A 20,734-nucleotide genomic window follows, 5' to 3' on the forward strand; every position below is an offset into this window, starting at 1 on the left:
TATAAAGTTTTTAATACATGCATTTTATTAATCTTAATCCTGTCAGATGCACGGGGATTATTTAAATCAGCGTCAGATATTATCAGATCTAAAACTATCAGAGGCTGACCCTTCTTAATTCGCTTCAGACCCACTCATAAAGCGCGTTACTTCAGGGGTAAATGCCTGTATAATGGGGCCGAATTAATAGGTTAACCTGTTGATTCAGAAAGAATTATCACCCTACCGTGACGCCTGGGAAGGCGACAAAGAGGAAGCTCAATGAGCGAAAAGTTACAGAAAGTCTTAGCGCGTGCCGGTCATGGCTCGCGTCGTGAAATCGAATCAATGATTGCCGCTGGCCGTGTCAGCGTCGACGGCAAGATCGCCACCCTGGGCGACCGCGTTGAAAGCAGCAAATCTCTGAAAATCCGTATTGATGGCCATCTGGTCTCGATTGCTGAATCAGCAACCGAAGTTTGCCGCGTGCTGGCTTACTACAAACCAGAAGGTGAACTCTGTACCCGCAGCGATCCTGAAGGGCGCCCAACGGTATTTGACCGTCTGCCTCGTCTGCGCGGTTCACGCTGGATTGCCGTTGGCCGTCTGGATGTGAACACCTGTGGTCTGATGCTCTTCACCACTGACGGTGAACTGGCGAACCGCCTGATGCATCCGAGCCGTGAAGTGGAACGTGAATATGCGGTGCGCGTCTTTGGTCAGGTCGACGATGATAAAATTCGTCAGCTGAGCAAGGGCGTTCAGCTGGAAGATGGCCCGGCTGCCTTTAAAACCCTGAAATTTGGCGGTGGAGAAGGGATCAACCAGTGGTACAACGTGACCCTGACCGAAGGACGCAACCGTGAAGTGCGTCGTTTATGGGAAGCGGTCGGCGTGCAGGTCAGTCGTCTGATGCGTGTTCGCTACGGCGATATCACCTTACCAAAAGGCCTGCCACGCGGTGGCTGGACCGAACTGGATCTGCCTGCGGTTAACTACCTGCGTAATCTGGTGGAGATGGATGATGAAACGGTTACCAAACTGGTGGTCGAAAAAGATCGTCGTCGCACCAAAGCGAACCAGATTCGTCGTGCCGTGAAACGTCACAGTAAAGTGAGCAGCACCCCACGTGCACCACGCCGCAATCCGGGCAGCAAACGTAACTCCGGTTAATCACGTTGCCCGATCGCTAAAAACGCAGCCCCAGGGCTGCGTTTTCTTTTTCTGTTACCAGTCAATTCCCTGCTGAGCCTGTATCCCGGCATCAAAAGCGTGCTTAACCGGCCGCATCTCAGTCACCGTATCCGCCATCTCAGTCAGGCTGCGATGACAGCCACGTCCGGTAATGATGACGCTCTGATGCGCCGGGCGCTGTTGCAGGGCCACTATCAGCTCTTCCAGTGGCAGATAATCCATGCTGACCATATAGGTGATTTCGTCGAGCACCACCAGATCCAGCTGCTCATCGGCCAGCATCCGTTTTGCATGCTGCCACACCGCCAGACAGGCAGCGGTATCCGTTTCGCGGTTCTGCGTATCCCAGGTAAAGCCGGTTGCCATCACCTGAAATTCAACACCGTGCTGTTCCAGCAGGTTTCGCTCGCCATTCGGCCAGTCACCTTTAATGAACTGGATAGCCGCCACGCGTTTGCCATGACCGGTGGCGCGGAGTGCGGTGCCAAAGGCCGCAGTCGTTTTGCCTTTGCCATTGCCGGTAAAGACCATCAGGATGCCACGAACCTCCGTGGCTGCAGCAATACGCGCATCTACCTGTTCTTTTAACCGCTGCTGACGCTGTTGATGACGATCGTCAGCCATTATTCAGCGGCTCCCGGTTTTCTGCCTGGCTGGGCATCAAAGCTGATCCCGGTTTTGCGACGGCTGTCATCACCCATCAGATAAAGGTAGAGCGGCATCAAATCGGCAGGGGTTTTCAGCTTATTGGCATCTTCCTGCGGGAACGCGCTGGCACGCATTTTGGTTCGCGTTCCGCCCGGATTAATACAGTTCACCCGCAATGCCTGCGTTTTATACTCATCAGCCAGTACCTGCATCATGCCTTCGGTAGCAAATTTAGAGACGGCGTAAGCCCCCCAGCCCGCGCGACCGGTACGGCCCACGCTGGAGGTGGTAAACACCAGTGAACCGGCATCTGATTTTAACAGCAGCGGCAACAGCGCCTGCGTCAGGAAGAAGGTGGCGTCCAGGTTGATGTTCATCACCTGCTGCCAGACCTGTGGGTCGAGCTCAGCCAGCGGCACAATCTCACCGAGGATACCGGCGTTATGCAGCACGCCGTCAAGACGCGGAAACTGCTGTGCCAGCTGTTCTGCCACCTGCTGGCAACGTTCCGGTGTCGCTTCGGCCAGATCGAACACCACAGTGTGAGCAGGACAGAGATTGAGTTGATTGATCGCCTGTTCGACCTGCTGAAGCTTCTCAGGGTTACGGCCCATCAGGATAACTTCCGCGCCATAGCGGGCATAAGTCAGCGCCGCTTCCCGGCCAATGCCATCTGAAGCGCCAGTGACCAGGATAATGCGATGATTGAGCAGGTCGCTTTTCGGTTGATAATGCACAGCGGGGTCCTCCAGCGAAAACAGCATGATTCCGCTTTATGCCTGAATTTACGAATGGGCGCAATCGCCAACCCACCCATTCTGTGCCAGCTGCTGGCATTTCAGGCGACGAAGCGGGGCAAAACGGCTAAACTGGCGAACTGTTTTTGATTCTCTGTTTACTAAGGCGACCTATGGATTTTATTTCAACGTATGGACTGTTTTTAGCGAAAGTGGTGACACTGGTGGTTGCCGTCGCTGTGATTGTCATGATTGTGATGAATGCCGCGTTACGCAAACGGGCACAAAACGGTCAGCTTCGACTGACTCATCTGGATGATGACTATCAACAGATGAAAGAGGATTTGCAGCTGGCAAAAATGAAGCCTCAGGCACAGAAAGTCTGGCTGAAAAATCATAAGAAAAGTGAAAAGCTGAAAGCCAAAGCGGAAAAGCAGGCGGCGAAGCAGGGGCAGACAGACAGTACGAAGCCCACGCTCTATGTGCTCGATTTCAAAGGCAGCATGGACGCCCATGAGGTGACCTCACTGCGCGAAGAGATTTCAGCCGTGCTGGCCGTCAAGCAGCCTGGCGATGAAGTGCTGCTGCGTCTTGAAAGCCCTGGCGGCGTGGTTCATGGCTATGGCCTGGCAGCCTCGCAGCTGCAGCGTCTGCGCGATCAGGGTCTGCGCATCACGGCGGCCGTGGATAAAGTGGCGGCCAGCGGCGGTTACATGATGGCCTGCGTAGCCGATCGTATTGTGGCGGCACCTTTCTCGATTATTGGCTCCATCGGCGTGGTCGCGCAGATCCCCAATTTCAACCGCTTGCTGAAACGGAACGATATTGATATTGAGCTGCATACCGCCGGACAGTACAAGCGCACGCTGACGCTGTTTGGTGAAAACACCGAAGAGGGACGTGAGAAATTCCAGGAAGATCTCGACGAAACGCACCTGCTGTTCAAGCAGTTTGTCCACCAGATGCGCCCGTCACTCGACATCGATCAGGTGGCAACCGGTGAACACTGGTATGGCCGCCAGGCGCTGGACCTCGGCCTGGTTGACGAAATCGGCACCAGCGATGATCTGATCATCCGTCAGATGGATAAGTTCAGCGTGCTCGGCGTGCATTATGCCCGCCGCCGTAAGGTGATGGATCGCTTTACGCAAAGCGCCGGCTCGGTGGCAGAGCGGCTGCTGCTGAAACTCTGGCAGCGCGGCGAAAAGCCACTGCTCTGATGATGCGAAACCCGGCCTGCGCCGGGTTTTTTCATTCCAGGTGGTAGAGCGGCGACAGCACCACGGCAAGGTGTTTGAACACGTTAAACACCGCCGTGGTTTTAGCCGTCGGCACTCCATCGGCATCGAGAAAAAACGGTCCGCGAAATACCAGCACATCTCCCTGCTGAATCACCTCATCCGCCTGCATTCCCGCTAAATAATCATCATGTTCTTTGATCAGCGCATTGGCCTTTTCCAGCAACGCCTGGCGGGAAATAGCCTGAGTTGAACTCTGCATTTATTCACTCCTGTTTGACAGTACTCCAATCCTTTCTATATTACTGGCGAGTCACAGGGTGTGACAAATCGGTGTAATCGATGAAAACCTGGCGTAAGTCCGGGCTGAGTGCTAATTAAGTTGCGTAACAGATTTTATCAGGTAGAGTGTGGGCGATTCCGATTTCAGGGATTTTGCACCAGGATGTGCGATGAGTTCAGATAGAAAAAGCACTCTTTATCATGCAGTTGCATAACGCCACATCATCTGATCTGAGATTGACCCCTCCGCCTTGAAATGTTAAACAGGCGCAGCAATATTGAACCCATTGGGTTTTTGGGCATCCAATCCTCTCCCGTTAAGCAGGATGTTTTCATTAGGTAAAGGTAAATATGGGTAAAGCACTCGTTATTGTTGAGTCCCCGGCAAAGGCTAAAACAATCAATAAATACCTGGGTAGTGATTACGTGGTTAAATCCAGCGTGGGTCATATCCGGGATCTGCCGACCAGTGGTTCAACCGCGAAGAAAAGTGCTGACGCCTCGACAGATAAGAAAGTCAAAGACGCTTCGACTGACAAGAAAGTCAAAAAAGTTAAAAAAGATGAGAAGGCCGCACTCGTCAGCCGCATGGGTGTTGACCCCTATCACGGCTGGGAAGCGGACTATCAGATTCTGCCCGGCAAAGAGAAAGTGGTTGCCGAACTGAAGGCGTTAGCCGCCAATGCTGACCACATCTATCTCGCAACCGACCTTGACCGCGAAGGGGAAGCCATTGCCTGGCACCTGCGGGAAGTGATTGGTGGTGATGACTCGCGCTTCAGTCGCGTCGTGTTTAACGAAATAACCAAGAATGCAATTCGTCAGGCGTTTGAAAAGCCGGGCGAACTGAATATTGATCGGGTAAATGCTCAGCAGGCGCGTCGCTTTATGGACCGCGTGGTGGGCTACATGGTCTCGCCACTGCTGTGGAAAAAGATCGCCCGTGGTCTCTCTGCCGGACGTGTGCAATCCGTTGCCGTTCGCCTGGTGGTGGAACGTGAACGTGAGATTAAAGCTTTTGTTCCCGAAGAGTACTGGGAAGTTAATGCCGCGCTGACCACGCCGAAAGGCGATGAGCTGTCGATGGACGTGACGCACAAAGGCGATAAAGCCTTCCGTCCGGTCAACCGCGACGAGACGTATGCCGCCGTCGCGCTGCTGGAAAAAGCGCGCTATGAGATCGTGGATCGTGAAGATAAGCCGACCAGCAGCAAGCCGGGCGCGCCTTATATCACCTCGACACTGCAGCAGGCTGCCAGCACCCGTCTCGGCTTTGGCGTCAAGAAGACCATGATGATGGCTCAGCGGCTGTATGAAGCGGGCCACATTACTTATATGCGTACCGATTCGACCAACCTGAGTCAGGATGCGGTCGCCATGGCGCGTGGCTATATCGAAAGCAATTTCGGTAAAAAGTATCTGCCTGAAAACGCCATAACTTACGCCAGCAAAGAGAACTCCCAGGAAGCGCACGAAGCGATTCGTCCTTCTGATGTGGAAGTGGTGGCGGAAAAGCTGAAAGATATGGAAGCGGATGCGCAGAAACTCTATCAGCTGATCTGGCGTCAGTTTGTTGCCTGTCAGATGACACCAGCAAAATATGACTCCAGCACCATTACTGCCGCCGCCGGTGATTTCCGGCTCAAAGCGAAAGGCCGTATTCTGCGTTTCGACGGCTGGACCAAAGTGATGCCTGCGCTGCGTAAGAATGATGAAGATCGTACGCTGCCTGCGGTAAGCGTGGGTGATGTTCTGGACCTGCAACAACTGCTACCCGGTCAGCACTTCACCAAGCCACCGGCGCGCTTCAGCGAAGCGTCACTGGTGCGCGAGCTGGAGAAGCGCGGAATTGGTCGTCCATCCACCTACGCCGCCATTACCTCGACGATTCAGGATCGTGGCTACGTACGGGTTGAAAACCGCCGTTTTTATGCGGAAAAAATGGGTGAAATCGTCACCGATCGCCTGGAAGAGAACTTCCGCGAACTGATGAATTATGATTTCACCGCCCGCATGGAGAGCAACCTTGATCAGGTTGCCAATAACCAGGCGCAATGGAAAGCGGTACTCGACCACTTCTTCACCGATTTTACCCAGCAGCTTGAACTGGCTGAGAAAGATCCTGAAGAGGGCGGAATGCAGCCGAATCAGATGGTGCTGACCTCGATTGACTGTCCGACCTGTAGCCGTCCGATGGGGATTCGAACTGCCAGTACCGGCGTCTTCCTGGGCTGTTCCGGCTATGCGCTGCCGCCTAAAGAGCGCTGCAAACAGACCATCAACCTGATCCCGGAAAATGAAGTTCTCAATATTCTGGAAGGGGATGATGCTGAAACCAACGCCCTGCGTGCCCGTCGTCGCTGCCAGAAGTGTGGCACGGCCATGGACAGCTACCTGATCGATAACGAACGTAAACTGCATGTCTGTGGTAATAACCCGGAGTGTGATGGTTACGAGATTGAGAAGGGCGAATTCCGCATCAAAGGCTATGACGGCCCGGTGGTGGAGTGCGAGAAGTGTGGTTCGGAGATGCACCTGAAGATGGGACGCTTTGGTAAGTACATGGCGTGTACCAATGAAGAGTGCAAAAACACCCGCAAGATCCTGCGTAGTGGTGAAGTTGCTCCGCCGAAAGAGGATCCGGTTCCGCTGCCAGAGCTGGCGTGTGAGAAGTCAGATGCTTACTTCGTGTTGCGTGACGGTGCGGCGGGCGTCTTCCTCGCGGCCAACACCTTCCCGAAATCACGCGAGACGCGTGCGCCGCTGGTGGAAGAGCTTCAGCGCTTCAAAGATCGTCTGCCTGAGAAGCTGAAATATCTGGCCGACGCGCCAGTAGCCGATCCGGAAGGCAACAAAACGCTGGTGCGGTTCAGCCGCAAGACCAAACAGCAGTATGTCTCCTCAGAAAAAGAGGGCAAGGCAACCGGCTGGTCCGCCTTCTATATAGATGGCAAATGGCAGGAAGCGAAAAAGTAATCCCTGAAGGCCAGCGCTCGCTGGCCTTTTTTCTGCCGACAGGGTCTATGCTTAGTGAATCCTGTAGCAGTGAATAAGCTCAGTGCGCAGGGAACCGGGGCAGAAGAGGAAAGCGTCCCGCGCCATGGATGGCGCGGGCCGAGCGACCAGGGATTGGCTTGAGCGACTTTCCGATCTGCCCCGGTTCTATGCGCAAGACAGGTCTCAAAGCAGGCCAGACCCGACTCTGTCATCATACTCAGGCCAGCGCTCGCTGGCCTTTTTCTGAGCCTTATATCAATCCGTTCTACTCTCTCACTTAAACTGATATAGTTGTTATAGCATTTCCGACCTTTCCTGATGCATAGCATCTTTTTACCCTCGCGACTATACGTCAACCGGGGATGCGACTCTGTAACTTACCGGGATGGAATAGATATGAAATTACAGCAGTTGCGCTATATCGTTGAAGTGGTCAATCACAATCTCAACGTCTCTTCGACGGCGGAAGGTCTCTACACCTCTCAACCCGGCATCAGTAAACAGGTGCGTATGCTGGAAGATGAACTGGGCGTGCAAATCTTTGCCCGCAGCGGTAAACATCTCACCCAGGTCACGCCTGCAGGGGAAGAGATCATCCGTATAGCGCGAGAAGTTCTCTCTAAAGTGGATGCGATTAAATCAGTAGCCGGTGAACACACCTGGCCTGATAAAGGCTCGCTCTATGTCGCAACCACGCACACCCAGGCTCGCTACGCGCTGCCTGGGGTGATCAAAGGATTTATTGAGCGCTATCCTCGCGTCTCTTTGCATATGCATCAGGGTTCTCCAACCCAGATCGCCGAAGCCGTCTCCAAAGGTAATGCGGATTTTGCCATCGCCACCGAAGCCCTGCATCTCTATGACGATTTAATCATGCTGCCGTGCTACCACTGGAATCGGGCGATTGTGGTGACTGCCGACCATCCGCTGGCCGGAAAAGGTCAGGTCACCATTGAGGAGCTGGCCGAATATCCGCTGGTAACCTACACCTTTGGCTTTACCGGGCGTTCAGAACTGGATACGGCCTTCAATCGTGCAGGTTTAACGCCACGCATCGTCTTTACCGCGACCGACGCCGACGTGATCAAAACCTATGTCCGCTTAGGTCTGGGGGTTGGCGTCATCGCCAGCATGGCGGTGGATCCGGTAGCCGATCCTGACCTGATTCGCATTGAAGCCGCCGATATCTTTACCAACAGCACCACTAAGATTGGTTTCCGCCGCAGCACCTTCCTGCGTAGCTATATGTATGATTTTATCCAACGTTTTGCGCCACACCTGACGCGCGATGTGGTAGATACCGCGGTTGCGCTGCGCTCCAATGAAGACATTGAGGCGATGTTTAAAGATATCAAACTGCCGTTTAAATAGAATTTAACCTCCCCGCGTAAACATAAGGCTGCCTGGTGCAGCCTTTTCTGTCTCCAGGCTTTAGCGCCAAATGAGAATCAAAAGTTTTTATGATTTTTTTGTAAATGAAACATTGATCACATGTTTCTCCATCGGTCTTTCTTAAATGCGAATTACAACACATTTTTAACTATGTTACTTTGCGGCTTGCCAGGATTATTCCCATACTCCAGTTAAGAGCTGATGTGGGAAGCCAGTAAACATAAGGTTCTTAAGTTGTCTCTATAGTTTTAAGTGGATCTGTTTTTAAATTAACTCAAATTTTTAAGCGGGTCTTTTAATTAAATATTGGTTCCGGGATTAATGATTTCTTACGTTACTTAAGCTCATTGATTAATACCGTTAATCGTTTTACTCAATAAAAATAACTGGATTTTTGGCCTTAACGCGTTTAGGATTCCTCCTAAATCTTAATCGATGTTATCAATCATTTTGTTGAGAGTGATTATCAAAAACTATGAATACACGACTGACTGTACAACCGGGTTTCCCGGCAAAAAGCACCAAGGTTGAGCGTACCGGCAACACTCGTCGCAAAGCCTGGTTAACCGTATTCGCTGCCTCTGCGCTGTTTTGGGTAGTTGTCGCGTTAATGATTTGGCGTATCTGGGGCTAAAGCCATGTGGGCAAATACACTCAGCCATAAACGTTCCCTGACCTCGGGTCAGCACAAGACGGTCTCCTGTAAAGGAAAAGAACCCCTTGCAAAGGACGAAAAAGTGTCTATCCCCGATTCATGGGATTTGAGTGATAACCAGAGACTTTTTATTGAGTCATTTCTGGACCCTAAAAACAAATAACGTTGTCAGACCATTTAATAGTCACTGTTCTTTATAGCCGGATTTTCCGGTGGGCGTTTAAATGCCCTTCACCACATCCTGTACGACCAAAGGGTGTCGCCTCTTTCTATAAGGTGACCGCAAAAACTTTTACGCCCGATTCCGGCGAAGGAGTGAACCAAATGAATATTATTAAAATGTCCTGGCTCAGCGCGTATGCATTCTCCTTTGCGTTCTGGTCTGCGGCGGTGTGGATAACCCTGTAATTTGAATTAAAATCACCTTTTCATGATGCCTCGTGACTTCACGGGGCATTTTCGTTTGCGATCGATTGTAGCAATTTGTGTTGTAATCAAAACGTTAACGAAATTGTGGTCTATCTTTAACATAAACCTTTGTCTCTCTGAGGTTTAAAGACCATGAATGAAAGGAGGAGCTATGTCGTCTACCCTACGCGAGCAGAGTCAGGAAGTACTGCAGGTCGACACCAAAAAATATCACATCTTCAGTCTTCCCCATGCTGCTCAACACCTTGGCAATATCGATCGCCTGCCAAAATCCCTCAAGGTCCTGCTGGAAAATTTACTGCGCTATCAGGATGGTGACTCTGTTACGACGGAGGACATCCAGGCGCTGGTTGACTGGCAAAAAGATGCCCACGCCGATCGTGAAATTGCCTACCGGCCAGCCCGTGTATTAATGCAGGACTTTACTGGCGTGCCTGCGGTAGTCGACCTTGCTGCGATGCGAGAAGCAGTGAATCGGCTAGGCGGCGATGTGGCGAAAGTCAATCCGCTGTCACCGGTTGATCTGGTTATCGACCACTCGGTGACTGTCGACCATTTTGGCAATGATGACGCCTTTGAAGAGAACGTCCGGCTGGAGATGGAGCGAAACCATGAGCGCTACGTCTTTCTCCGCTGGGGCCAGAAGGCGTTTGATAAATTCCGCGTGGTGCCGCCGGGCACCGGTATTTGCCATCAGGTGAACCTGGAATATCTCGGCAAGGCGATCTGGCATGAAACCGTGAATGGTGAAGAGTACGCCTGGCCCGATACCCTGGTCGGTACGGACTCTCACACCACCATGATCAACGCGCTTGGCGTGCTGGGGTGGGGAGTAGGGGGAATCGAAGCCGAAGCCGCCATGCTCGGTCAGCCTGTCTCAATGCTTATCCCGGATGTGGTGGGTTTCAAACTTACCGGCAAACTGCGGGCGGGTATTACGGCAACCGACCTTGTGTTGACCGTCACCCAGATGCTGCGTAAGCATGGCGTCGTCGGTAAATTCGTTGAGTTTTATGGTGATGGCCTGGCCGATTTGCCGCTGGCAGACCGCGCAACCATCGCCAATATGGCACCGGAATATGGCGCGACCTGCGGATTCTTCCCGGTTGATGACGTCACGCTGAGCTACATGACCCTGACCGGACGCGATGCCGAGCAGGTAGCGTTAGTGGAAGCCTATGCCAAAGCGCAGGGGCTGTGGCGCAATCCTGGCGATGAGCCGCGTTTTACCAGCACACTGGCGCTGGATATGAACGAGGTGGAATCGAGTCTCGCAGGACCAAAACGTCCGCAGGATCGGGTGTCGCTGGGCGATGTGCCCGCCGCGTTTGATGCCAGCAATGAGCTGGAAGTGAATCAGGCGCAGAAACCCCATAAAAACGTTGAGTATACCGACAGTGATACCGGGCTGACGCATAAGCTGACCGATGGGGCGGTGGTGATCAGTGCGATTACCTCCTGTACTAACACTTCCAACCCCAGCGTCTTAATGGCGGCCGGTTTACTGGCGAAGAAAGCGGTCGAGCGGGGTCTGAAACGTCAGCCGTGGGTCAAAGCCTCGCTGGCACCCGGTTCTAAAGTGGTTTCAGACTACCTGGCCGTCGCGCAACTGACCTCTTATCTCGACGAGCTGGGCTTTAATCTGGTTGGTTATGGCTGCACCACCTGTATCGGTAACTCCGGCCCGCTGAAAGATGAAATCGAGTCTGCGATCAAAGCAGGCGACCTTACGGTGGGTGCTGTGCTGTCCGGCAACCGCAACTTTGAAGGCCGTATTCATCCGCTGATTAAAACCAACTGGCTGGCGTCGCCGCCGCTGGTGGTGGCCTATGCGCTGGCGGGTAACATGAAGATCAACCTGCAGACCGAGCCGCTGGGCCACGATCGTCAGGGCCAGCCGGTCTACCTGAAAGATATCTGGCCTTCGCCGGAAGAGATCGCTACGGCCGTGCAGCAGGTCACCAGCGACATGTTCCATAAAGAGTACGCTGAAGTCTTCGACGGTACGCCAGAGTGGCAGGAGATTAAGGTGAGTGAAGCCGCGACTTACGACTGGGATGAGGGATCGACTTATATTCGTCTGTCGCCTTTCTTTGACGATATGGAGAAAGAGCCTAAGCCGGTGCAGGATATTCGCGGTGCGCGGGTGCTGGCCATGCTGGGCGACTCGGTCACCACTGACCATATCTCACCGGCGGGCAGCATTAAAGCGGAAAGTCCGGCCGGACGGTATCTGCTGTCACACGGCGTGGAGCGTACAGACTTTAACTCCTATGGTTCGCGTCGCGGTAACCATGAAGTGATGATGCGCGGCACGTTCGCCAACATCCGTATCCGCAATGAAATGGTGCCCGGCGTGGAGGGCGGTTATACCCGACACTACCCAAGTGGCGAACAGCTGGCCATCTATGATGCGGCAATGAAATATCAGGCGGAAGGCGTGCCGCTGGCGGTCATCGCGGGTCTTGAGTATGGCTCTGGTTCAAGTCGCGACTGGGCGGCGAAAGGACCACGTCTGCAGGGGGTCAGGGTAGTAATTGCGGAATCTTTTGAGCGTATTCACCGCTCAAACCTGATTGGGATGGGCATTCTGCCACTGGAGTTTCCGCAGGGCGTGACCCGCAAAAGCCTGGGGCTAACCGGTGAGGAGCGCATTGACGTGGAAAATCTTCAGGCACTGACGCCAGGCTGCAGCGTTAAAGTGACGCTGACCCGTGCTGACGGCAGTAAGGAAGAGCTGGACACCCGCTGTCGCATCGATACCGGTAATGAGCTGACCTATTACCGCAACGACGGCATCCTGCACTACGTTATCCGCAATATGCTGGACTGAAAAAAAAAGCCGGGGAGACCCGGTTTTTTTATGTGGCTTACAACGTCTGTAATAAGAAGCTGTGAGACCGTGGCTGCACAGGGAAAGGGAACATGGTCAGATCGGAAAGACGCAAAAGCGGTCATCCATGACATGCTAGGCCCGCGCAATTACGCACCTCATCCCTGAGGTGCGCCCGTACCGGGCCAACGCTTTGCGTTGTTCAAAAACGCTCCCGGCGTTTTTATCCGGGCGGCGGGACGCTTTCCTCTTCTGACCGTGCACCCTGCGCGTTGAGCTAATCCGTTGCTTCAGGATTCTCTCAGATTGGGCTTCTTAAATGGTCAGATGCCAGTGAATCCCAGCTTATTTATGACTTCGGCAGCAGATGCCCCATCTTTTCCGCTTTCGTATCCAGATAGTGCGCATTCTTCGGATTACGTCCCACGACCAGCGGCACGCGTTCAACAATGTTGATCCCGGCTTCGCTGAGGATCTCCACTTTACGCGGGTTATTGGTCAGCAGTCGCACTTCATTGACGCCCAATAGTTTGAACATATCGGCGCACAGCGTGAAGTCGCGCTCATCGGCGGCAAAGCCCAGCTGATGGTTCGCTTCTACCGTGTCATACCCTTTGTCCTGCAACGCATAGGCGCGGATCTTATTCAGCAGACCGATGTTACGGCCTTCCTGACGGTGATAGAGCAGTGCGCCGCGACCTTCTTCTGCGATGGCATTGAGGGCGGCTTCCAGCTGAAAACCACAGTCGCAACGCAGGCTGAAGAGTGCATCGCCGGTCAGGCATTCAGAGTGAACGCGCGCCAGTACCGGCTCGTTATCATTAATATCGCCAAAAACCAGTGCAACGTGGTCATGTCCGGTTGCCAGTTCTTCAAAACCAACCATCAGGAAATCTCCCCATGGCGTGGGCAGTTTGGCTTCTGCCACCCGTTTAAGCTGCATGTGACTCTCCAGAACCTTCAGAGGATGCACTATCATCATGATAGTGCACAGGCCAGTGTGGCCCGACAAACGTGCAATATTGTGCCACAACCCGCAAGCGGGCTGGTAATCTCTGATACCAATTGCAGTGATAAAGCACAATTATCCAATCGGCAACGGTTATGTTATTCTTTTTTAAGCTAAAGTTATGCAATTGCTCTCTTTTGACGCCGGGATAAGGGAAGAGGATGTTTAAGATTTCACGTCGTACCACCTTTGGAATGCTGCTGCTGCTGATCATGCCGGTTGCAGTCTGGCTGAGCGGCTGGCGCTGGCAACCAGGCGAAAGCAATGCGCTGCTGAAAGGTCTCTTCTGGATGACCGAGACCGTCACCAACCCCTGGGGCATTGTTACCAGCGTCGTGCTGAGTGCCTGGATGCTCTGGTGCCTGCGCTTTCGGCTGAAGCCAGCCATCCTGCTGTTGCTGATCATGAACGCCACCATTCTGGCCGGGCAATACACCAAATCCTATATCAAAGAGCAGATTCAGGAGCCGCGTCCCTATGTGATCTGGCTGGAACAGCATCACGGGCTGGATGAAAAGACCTTCTACGAGCTGAAGCGCAAACAGCGTGGCGAGATGGTAACCTCACTGATTGCCGATGAGACACAGCTCCCAGGCTGGCTGAAACGGCACTGGGCGTTTGAAACCGGTTTCGCGTTCCCGTCGGGACATACTATGTTTGCCGCCAGCTGGGCGCTGCTGGCATTGGGTCTGCTCTGGCCGCGTCGGCACTATAAAACCGTGGTGGTGATCTTTCTGTGGGCCACCGGCGTAATGGCGAGTCGTCTGCTGCTGGGCATGCACTGGCCACGGGATCTGGCGATGGCAACCATACTCTCCTGGCTACTGGTCACCATTGCCACCTGGCTGGCGCAGCGATTCTGTGGCCCGCTGACGCTGCCGCCGGAAGAGCAAAAAGAGGTGGCGCAGCGGGAGCCCTGATTGTAATTCACCCGTAAGACCCCATATTATTAGACGGGCCTGCGTAAAAGCGACCCGCCCGATGCTGCTGGGAGCAGCATTTTTGCTGGAGTTTTGGCATAATTCTACCCGACAACCTCACAACAGGATGCACTGTGAAATATTTGCTGATTTTTTTAGTGGTACTGGTCATTTTCATTATTTCCGTCACCCTGGGTGCGCATAACGATCAGGTCATTACATTTAACTATCTGCTGGCGCAGGGTGAGTTCAGCATCTCGACCTTACTGGCATCCCTGTTTGGCGCAGGTTTCGTGCTTGGCTGGATCATCTGCGGTCTGTTCTGGTTACGGACCCGCGTCTCCCTGGCGAATGCCAACCGGAAAATTAAGCGTATGCAGACCCAAATCGAGCAGAGTACTACCCTGGCGACCACGCCATCTTCTCCGGCTGGCCGGGAATAATCCCTGATGCATGAATTGCTGTTTCTGTTACTGCCGGTGGCGGCAGCGTATGGCTGGTATATGGGCCGTCGCAGCGCGCATCAGGATAAGCAACAGGAAGCCAACCGACTGTCACGTGAATATGTCGCTGGCGTAAACTTCCTGCTCTCCAATCAGCAGGACAAAGCGGTCGACCTCTTCCTTGAGATGCTGAAAGAGGACAGCGGCACGGTTGAAGCACACCTGACGCTGGGCAATCTGTTCCGTTCGCGCGGGGAAGTCGACCGCGCCATCCGCATCCATCAGGCTTTAATGGAAAGCGCCTCCCTGAGCTATGAGCAGCGACTGCTCGCCGTACAGCAACTGGGCCGCGACTATATGGCGGCGGGCTTATATGACCGCGCGGAAGACATGTTTAAGCAGCTCACCGATGAAACTGACTTTCGGGTGGGTGCGCTGCAGCAACTGCTGCTGATTCACCAGGCAACCAGCGACTGGCAGCAGGCGATTGAAGTCGCAGAGCGGCTGGTTAAGCTTGGCAAAGAGAAGCAGAAAGGCGAAATAGCCCACTTCTACTGCGAGCTGGCTCTGCAGGCGATGAGCAGCGACGATCTCGATCGTGCCATGAGCCTGCTGAAGAAAGGGGAGTCGGCCGATCGCAACAGCGCACGCATCTCGATCATGATGGGCCGTATCCTGATGGAAAAAGGGGATTACGCCAAAGCGGTGGGCCATCTGCAGCGGGTGCTGGACCAGGATAAAGAGCTGGTGAGTGAAACGCTGGGGATGCTTGAAACCTGTTTCCAGCAGCTCAATCAGCCAGACGCCTGGTCAGAGTTTCTTCATCGCTGTGTTGAAGAGAACACCGGCGCAGCTGCAGAGCTCTATCTGTCTGACATCCTTGAGCAGCAGCAGGGACCCGAAGCGGCCCAGAATTACATCAGCCGTCAGCTGCAGCGTCATCCTACCATGCGGGTGTTCCACCGCCTGATGGATTTAAATCTGCATGAGGCGGAAGATGGCCGGGCGAAAGAGAGCCTTATGGTGTTGCGTGACATGGTCGGCGAACAGATCCGCACCAAGCCGCGCTATCGCTGCCAGAAGTGCGGCTTTACCGCCCACGCACTCTACTGGCACTGCCCATCCTGCCGCACCTGGTCTTCGGTTAAGCCCATCCGTGGCCTCGACGGCCAGTAAACCGGCCGTTACAGCTGCACTGTTAATAGCCCATTATAGTTACAACATACTGGAGAGCAAGTTAGCTTACAGACCTCAGCGACAGTGCATAATTTGCCAGGCAGGAGGGCAATGGCGATTGTGATGGTCAGACACCGCAGGTAGAATGCTTGCCGTTTGTCTATTGCGCCTGCGGGCGCCTGTTGCAGAGGAAATGCCATGCCTTCACCCCAAAACGTGACCGCTTCGCCGATTCTGGTAGCGCTGGATTATCATGACCTCGACAGCGCACTGCGTTTCGTCGACCAGATCGATCCCCGCAGTTGCCGCCTTAAAGTAGGCAAAGAGATGTTTACGCTATTTGGCCCCTCGCTGGTTAACACTCTGCAGCAGCGCGGCTTTGAAATCTTCCTCGATCTTAAATTCCACGATATTCCCAACACCACCGCTCATGCCGTGGCGGCCGCTGCCGATCTCGGGGTCTGGATGGTCAACGTCCATGCCAGTGGTGGGGCTCGGATGATGAACGCGGCGCGTGAAGCGCTGCTTCCCTTTGGTAAAGAGGCGCCCCTGCTTATTGCGGTGACTGTACTGACCAGTATGGATGCAGAGGATCTCAAAGGGCTGGGCATTACGCTTTCTCCTGCCGAACAGGCAGAGCGACTGGCGAAGCTGACACTGTCGTGCGGGCTGGATGGTGTGGTCTGTTCCGCCCATGAGGCTGTCCGCTTCAAACAGGTTTTAGGTCAGGAGTTTGCGCTGGTCACGCCGGGGATTCGCCCGGCAGGCAGTGATGCTGGCGATCAGCGTCGCATCATGACACCTGAGCAGGCGAAGCAGGCGGGTGTGGACTATATGGTTATCGGGCGTCCGATCACCCAATCCGCCGATCCTGCCGCCACTCTGCAGGCGATCCTGCACAGTCTGGAGACACAATAATGGCGAAGGATAATCCACTGGTTTACTCAACCGACAGCGGGCGCATTACCCAGCCGGAGCCGGCGAAGGAGCGGCCAAAAGGGGATGGCATTGTGCGCATCCAGCGCCAGACCAGTGGTCGCAAGGGAAAAGGCGTCTGCCTGATTACCGGTATCGACCTGGACGACGCGGCATTGACGCTGCTGGCGGCCGAACTCAAAAAGAAGTGCGGCTGCGGGGGTTCGGTGAAAGAGGGCGTTATCGAGATTCAGGGGGATAAGCGCGATTTACTGAAAAGCCTGCTGGAAGCCAAAGGCATGAAGGTCAAACTGGCGGGTGGCTGAAAAAAAATCGGGCTACCGAAGTAGCCCGATTGTTGTGTAGATGCTTAGCGTAGCCGATTATTCTTTTAATAAGGTCTTTAGTGGACCTGATGACCGATAATACCACCGACAGCGGCGCCACCGACTGTGCCGAGTGCGCTACCATTGGTCAATACTGAACCCCCAATCGCACCCGCGCCCGCGCCAATAGCGGTGTTGCGGTCACGTTTAGACCAGTTAGAACAGCCGCTCAGTGCAACAGCTAACGTAGTCGCCAGTACAACGGCAGTGATTCGTTTCATTGTTGTTGTCATACACTTCTCCTTTGATGTGCTCACAGAGGCAACACTCTTAGTATAGCTCCGATATTTCCTCAGCCCGCTTGTGTCGCATCATTGCCGCATCCGTGTCGGCATGGAAATGTGATCACCATGGACAAACCGTTTGTAGCGGGAGAGTCGCAATGTAAACCCGACAGGGCCACGCATTGCCTGAGAGGATTCTAAGCGTTCTGGTTAAATTCCGAAGATAGAAAATTCTGAAATCACGACACATTTTTGCATTCACAGCCATTCCTTCTGCGTTTATAGCCATTTGCTCCATAACTCTTTCGCGTCTGACTCCGCAAAATTCAGGGACGATTGTCAGCAGGAGAAAATAGATGCTGGAACACCTGAAACAACAGGTTCTGGAAGCGAATCTGGATCTACCCAAATACAACCTGGTGACCTTCACCTGGGGCAATGTCAGCGCTGTTGATCGCGAACAGGGTTTGCTGGTGATTAAACCTTCCGGCGTACGCTATGAAGTGATGAAGCGCGACGACATGGTCGTGGTCGATCTGGCGAGTGGCGACGTGGTGGAAGGGGATAAACGCCCCTCCTCGGACACGGCGACGCACCGCGCGCTTTACCTCGCCTGGCCGGAGGTGGGTGGCATTGTCCATACCCATTCGCGGCATGCGACCATCTGGGCCCAGGCAGGACGACCGATTCCTGCCTGGGGAACCACCCATGCTGATGACTTCTATGGTGAGATCCCCTGTACCCGGTCGATGCGCAATGAAGAGATTCAGCACGACTACGAGTGGAACACCGGTGAGGTGATTATCGAGACTTTTGCGCAACGTGGGTTGTCTCCTTCGGCGATCCCGGCGGTACTGGTCAACTCTCATGGCCCGTTTGCCTGGGGGAAAGACGCTCATGCTGCGGTACACAGCGCGGTTGTGCTGGAGGAGGTGGCATATATGGGCCTGTTCAGCCAGCAGCTGACCGCTAATCTGCCGCCGATTAACCAGACACTGCTTGACCTGCACTACCTGCGAAAGCATGGCGAGAACGCCTGGTACGGGCAAAAATAGCGAGCGGGACGCGATGGCGTCCCGTTTTTTTTAGTCTCATCTGAGACTGGTATGGCGATCTCCACCATAGTTATCAAAACAACAGGTCATTAAAAATAAAACAGCGTTTCATTTTATCGAGGCGATCACTGTTTTGATTACCTCAAGTCACTACTTTGCTTGCATCGCCTTCGGGCACTTCCTGCTCCACCCTCTGGCATAGCAAAGGTGACATCCATATGCATATCAAACGTGCAATAGACAAAATTCCGGGCGGTATGATGCTCATTCCGCTCTTTATCGGCGCACTCTGTCATACGTTTTCTCCAGGCGCCGGGAAATATTTCGGTTCTTTCACCAACGGCCTGATGACCGGCACGGTGCCCATTCTGGCCGTCTGGTTTTTCTGTATGGGCGCGTCGATTAAACTCAGCGCCACCGGGACGGTACTGCGAAAATCGGGCACGCTGGTACTTACCAAGATTGCCGTCGCCTGGGTTGTGGCTGCCATCGCCTCACGGGTGATGCCGGAGAATGGCGTAGAAGTAGGGATGTTTGCCGGGTTATCGACGCTGGCGCTGGTGGCTGCCATGGATATGACCAATGGCGGCCTTTATGCCTCGATCATGCAGCAATATGGTTCCAAAGAGGAGGCAGGTGCGTTTGTGCTGATGTCTCTGGAGTCCGGGCCATTAATGACCATGGTTATCCTGGGCACCGCCGGCATCGCCTCATTCGAGCCGCACGTGTTTGTGGGGGCGGTCCTGCCGTTTATTGTGGGGTTTGCATTAGGGAATCTTGATCCGGAACTGCGCGACTTCTTCGGAAAAGCGGTCCATACGCTGATTCCTTTCTTCGCCTTTGCTCTGGGTAACACCATTAACCTGGGTGTCATTGCGGAAACCGGACTGCTGGGCATCATGCTGGGCGTGTCGGTGATCATTATTACCGGTATCCCACTCATTCTGACCGATCGGCTGATTGGGGGCGGGGATGGCACGGCTGGCATAGCTGCATCCAGTACGGCAGGCGCAGCGGTGGCGACACCGGTGCTGATTGCCGAGATGCTGCCGCAGTTTAAACCGATTGCCCCTGCTGCCACGGCGCTGGTGGCAACGTCCGTGATTGTGACCTCCGTGCTGGTGCCGATCATCACGGCCATATATTCAAAACGTGTTAAGCGTCTTCATGTTGCCGTGGAGCAGCGTGCCGCTATTAAGTAACCCGCCTAATCAATCCCCGACGCGCGAGTCGGGGATCTCTCTGGATTTTGTGTTGTAAATCAATCTCTCATTTGGTCTGGCCTCACTCTGCATTACGCTGATGTGGCGTATTTAACGCATCAAATATAAACAGAGGATGAGACAATGACAGTTATTAACCAAGCAACGTGCAGATTATTTACCGAAGTCGGCAACACCACGCAGTTAGTCGCCTATTACGAAGAAGGGCGTCGTACTATGTGGATGATGTTGCGTGCACAGCCCCGTCCGAGCTTCAACCATGAACTGATCGAGGAGATCATGAATCTGAGCTACGCCGCTCAGCGTTCCGGTCTGCCGATCGACTTCTGGGTTACCGGCTCTCTGGTGCCACAGATGTTCAACGCCGGTGGCGATCTGCGCTTCTTTGTCGAGTGCATTCGCAATAACCGCCGTGAGGCGCTGCGGGCCTATGCCCGTGCCTGCGTTGACTGCATCCATTCGGCAGCACGGGGATTTGATACCGGCGCGGTGACGCTGGCGATGATTGAGGGCAGTGCGTTAGGCGGCGGATTCGAAGCGGCGCTGGCGCATCACTTCATTCTGGCGCAGAACAACGCGCGGATGGGCTTTCCGGAAATTGCTTTTAACCTCTTTCCCGGCATGGGCGGCTACTCACTGGTCGCGCGTCGTTCCGGCATGAAACTGGCAGAGGAGTTAATTTGTGAAGGGGAGTCCCACAGCGCAGAGTGGTATGAAACGCGCGGACTGGTGGATAAAGTCTTCCAGCCTGGCGACAGCTACCGCGCCACCCGCACCTTTATCGATACGTTACGTCCTAAACTCAACGGCGTGCGGGCAATGCTGAAAGCGCGTCAGCGCGTGCTGCAATTGTCACGCGCTGAGCTGATGGATATTACCGAAGATTGGGTCGATTACGCCTTTACCATCGAACCTAAAGACATTGCTTACATGGAACGCCTGGTTCAGTTACAAAACCGCCACAGCGCATCACTGCGTAAAGCGGGTTAATCTGAATTA

19 protein-coding genes are annotated in these 20,734 nt (G+C 53.9%); 14 read left to right on the top strand and 5 right to left on the bottom strand.

The window, feature by feature from the left end; all coding sequences use genetic code 11:
- The first annotated feature begins 261 nt into the window (after positions 1–261).
- On the top strand, positions 262–1,152 hold the full coding sequence (rluB, locus tag ACO6VX_RS04215; RefSeq protein WP_010670251.1) for a 23S rRNA pseudouridine(2605) synthase RluB: 891 nt from the start codon (positions 262–264) through the stop codon (positions 1,150–1,152).
- 54 nt (positions 1,153–1,206) lie between these two features.
- Here the strand turns inward: rluB and cobO are convergent, their stop codons facing one another.
- Together cobO and ACO6VX_RS04225 are read right to left on the bottom strand one after the other, a co-directional pair.
- On the bottom strand, positions 1,207–1,797 hold the full coding sequence (cobO, locus tag ACO6VX_RS04220) for a cob(I)yrinic acid a,c-diamide adenosyltransferase (protein WP_010244463.1): 591 nt from the start codon (positions 1,795–1,797) through the stop codon (positions 1,207–1,209).
- Positions 1,797–2,558, bottom strand: coding sequence for a YciK family oxidoreductase (locus tag ACO6VX_RS04225; protein WP_010244466.1), 762 nt, complete (start codon positions 2,556–2,558; stop codon positions 1,797–1,799). The genes cobO and ACO6VX_RS04225 overlap by 1 nt, the downstream gene beginning before the upstream one ends.
- A 173-nt stretch (positions 2,559–2,731) precedes the next feature.
- Between ACO6VX_RS04225 and sohB the strand changes: the two genes are divergently transcribed.
- Positions 2,732–3,778: a protease SohB gene (sohB, locus tag ACO6VX_RS04230; protein WP_060680301.1), complete on the top strand. Its 1,047-nt coding sequence runs from the start codon at positions 2,732–2,734 to the stop codon at positions 3,776–3,778.
- Between the two features lie 31 nt (positions 3,779–3,809).
- Here sohB and ACO6VX_RS04235 read toward each other — a convergent pair whose 3' ends face one another.
- Entirely contained in the window at positions 3,810–4,058 is a 249-nt protein-coding gene (locus tag ACO6VX_RS04235) for a YciN family protein (protein WP_010244472.1), read from the bottom strand.
- 371 nt (positions 4,059–4,429) lie between these two features.
- Between ACO6VX_RS04235 and topA the strand changes: the two genes are divergently transcribed.
- The 4 genes from topA to acnA all read left to right on the top strand — a co-directional run bounded on the left by topA (position 4,430) and on the right by acnA (position 12,384).
- On the top strand, positions 4,430–7,054 hold the full coding sequence (gene topA, locus ACO6VX_RS04240; protein ID WP_061901401.1) for a type I DNA topoisomerase: 2,625 nt from the start codon (positions 4,430–4,432) through the stop codon (positions 7,052–7,054).
- Positions 7,055–7,471: 417 nt separating this feature from the next.
- Positions 7,472–8,446, top strand: a complete 975-nt coding sequence (gene cysB, locus ACO6VX_RS04245) for an HTH-type transcriptional regulator CysB (RefSeq protein ID WP_003853865.1) — start codon at positions 7,472–7,474, stop codon at positions 8,444–8,446.
- Between the two features lie 496 nt (positions 8,447–8,942).
- A complete protein-coding gene (locus ACO6VX_RS04250; RefSeq protein ID WP_071778593.1) occupies positions 8,943–9,101 on the top strand; it encodes a YmiA family putative membrane protein in 159 nt (52 codons plus the stop codon).
- 601 nt (positions 9,102–9,702) lie between these two features.
- Complete coding sequence (acnA, locus tag ACO6VX_RS04255) at positions 9,703–12,384, top strand: aconitate hydratase AcnA (protein ID WP_033769164.1); 2,682 nt, start codon at positions 9,703–9,705, stop codon at positions 12,382–12,384.
- Positions 12,385–12,733: 349 nt separating this feature from the next.
- Here the strand turns inward: acnA and ribA are convergent, their stop codons facing one another.
- Entirely contained in the window at positions 12,734–13,327 is a 594-nt protein-coding gene (gene ribA, locus ACO6VX_RS04260; RefSeq protein WP_010244482.1) for a GTP cyclohydrolase II, read from the bottom strand.
- Positions 13,328–13,554: 227 nt separating this feature from the next.
- Here ribA and pgpB point away from each other — a divergent pair, with 227 nt between their 5' ends.
- The 5 genes from pgpB to yciH all read left to right on the top strand — a co-directional run bounded on the left by pgpB (position 13,555) and on the right by yciH (position 17,173).
- Positions 13,555–14,313, top strand: a complete 759-nt coding sequence (gene pgpB / locus ACO6VX_RS04265; RefSeq protein WP_033769163.1) for a phosphatidylglycerophosphatase B — start codon at positions 13,555–13,557, stop codon at positions 14,311–14,313.
- Between the two features lie 134 nt (positions 14,314–14,447).
- Positions 14,448–14,756, top strand: a complete 309-nt coding sequence (locus ACO6VX_RS04270) for a LapA family protein (protein WP_010670247.1) — start codon at positions 14,448–14,450, stop codon at positions 14,754–14,756.
- Positions 14,757–14,762: 6 nt separating this feature from the next.
- Positions 14,763–15,932 carry a lipopolysaccharide assembly protein LapB gene (gene lapB, locus ACO6VX_RS04275; RefSeq protein WP_010244490.1) on the top strand — a complete coding sequence of 390 codons (1,170 nt, stop codon included), beginning with the start codon at positions 14,763–14,765 and terminating at the stop codon, positions 15,930–15,932.
- A 198-nt stretch (positions 15,933–16,130) separates the two neighbouring features.
- Entirely contained in the window at positions 16,131–16,850 is a 720-nt protein-coding gene (gene pyrF, locus ACO6VX_RS04280) for an orotidine-5'-phosphate decarboxylase (RefSeq protein WP_187500978.1), read from the top strand.
- Positions 16,850–17,173, top strand: coding sequence for a stress response translation initiation inhibitor YciH (yciH, locus tag ACO6VX_RS04285; RefSeq protein WP_010244495.1), 324 nt, complete (start codon positions 16,850–16,852; stop codon positions 17,171–17,173). Before pyrF ends, yciH begins: the two co-directional genes overlap by 1 nt.
- Before the next feature lie 77 nt (positions 17,174–17,250).
- Here yciH and osmB read toward each other — a convergent pair whose 3' ends face one another.
- Entirely contained in the window at positions 17,251–17,466 is a 216-nt protein-coding gene (osmB, locus tag ACO6VX_RS04290; protein WP_003853848.1) for an osmotically-inducible lipoprotein OsmB, read from the bottom strand.
- A gap of 347 nt (positions 17,467–17,813) precedes the next feature.
- Here osmB and araD point away from each other — a divergent pair, with 347 nt between their 5' ends.
- The 3 genes from araD to ACO6VX_RS04305 all read left to right on the top strand — a co-directional run bounded on the left by araD (position 17,814) and on the right by ACO6VX_RS04305 (position 20,725).
- On the top strand, positions 17,814–18,512 hold the full coding sequence (gene araD, locus ACO6VX_RS04295) for an L-ribulose-5-phosphate 4-epimerase (RefSeq protein WP_010244508.1): 699 nt from the start codon (positions 17,814–17,816) through the stop codon (positions 18,510–18,512).
- Positions 18,513–18,730: 218 nt separating this feature from the next.
- Positions 18,731–19,714: a 2-keto-3-deoxygluconate transporter gene (gene kdgT / locus ACO6VX_RS04300; RefSeq protein ID WP_010244511.1), complete on the top strand. Its 984-nt coding sequence runs from the start codon at positions 18,731–18,733 to the stop codon at positions 19,712–19,714.
- A 144-nt stretch (positions 19,715–19,858) separates the two neighbouring features.
- Positions 19,859–20,725 (top strand): crotonase/enoyl-CoA hydratase family protein, encoded by an 867-nt coding sequence (locus ACO6VX_RS04305; protein ID WP_003853843.1) that lies wholly within the window; start codon positions 19,859–19,861, stop codon positions 20,723–20,725.
- Positions 20,726–20,734: the final 9 nt, after the last annotated feature.

It is taken from the genome of Pantoea sp. BJFS-204 (assembly GCF_049310725.1).
Taxonomy (GTDB): Bacteria; Pseudomonadota; Gammaproteobacteria; order Enterobacterales; family Enterobacteriaceae; genus Pantoea; species Pantoea agglomerans.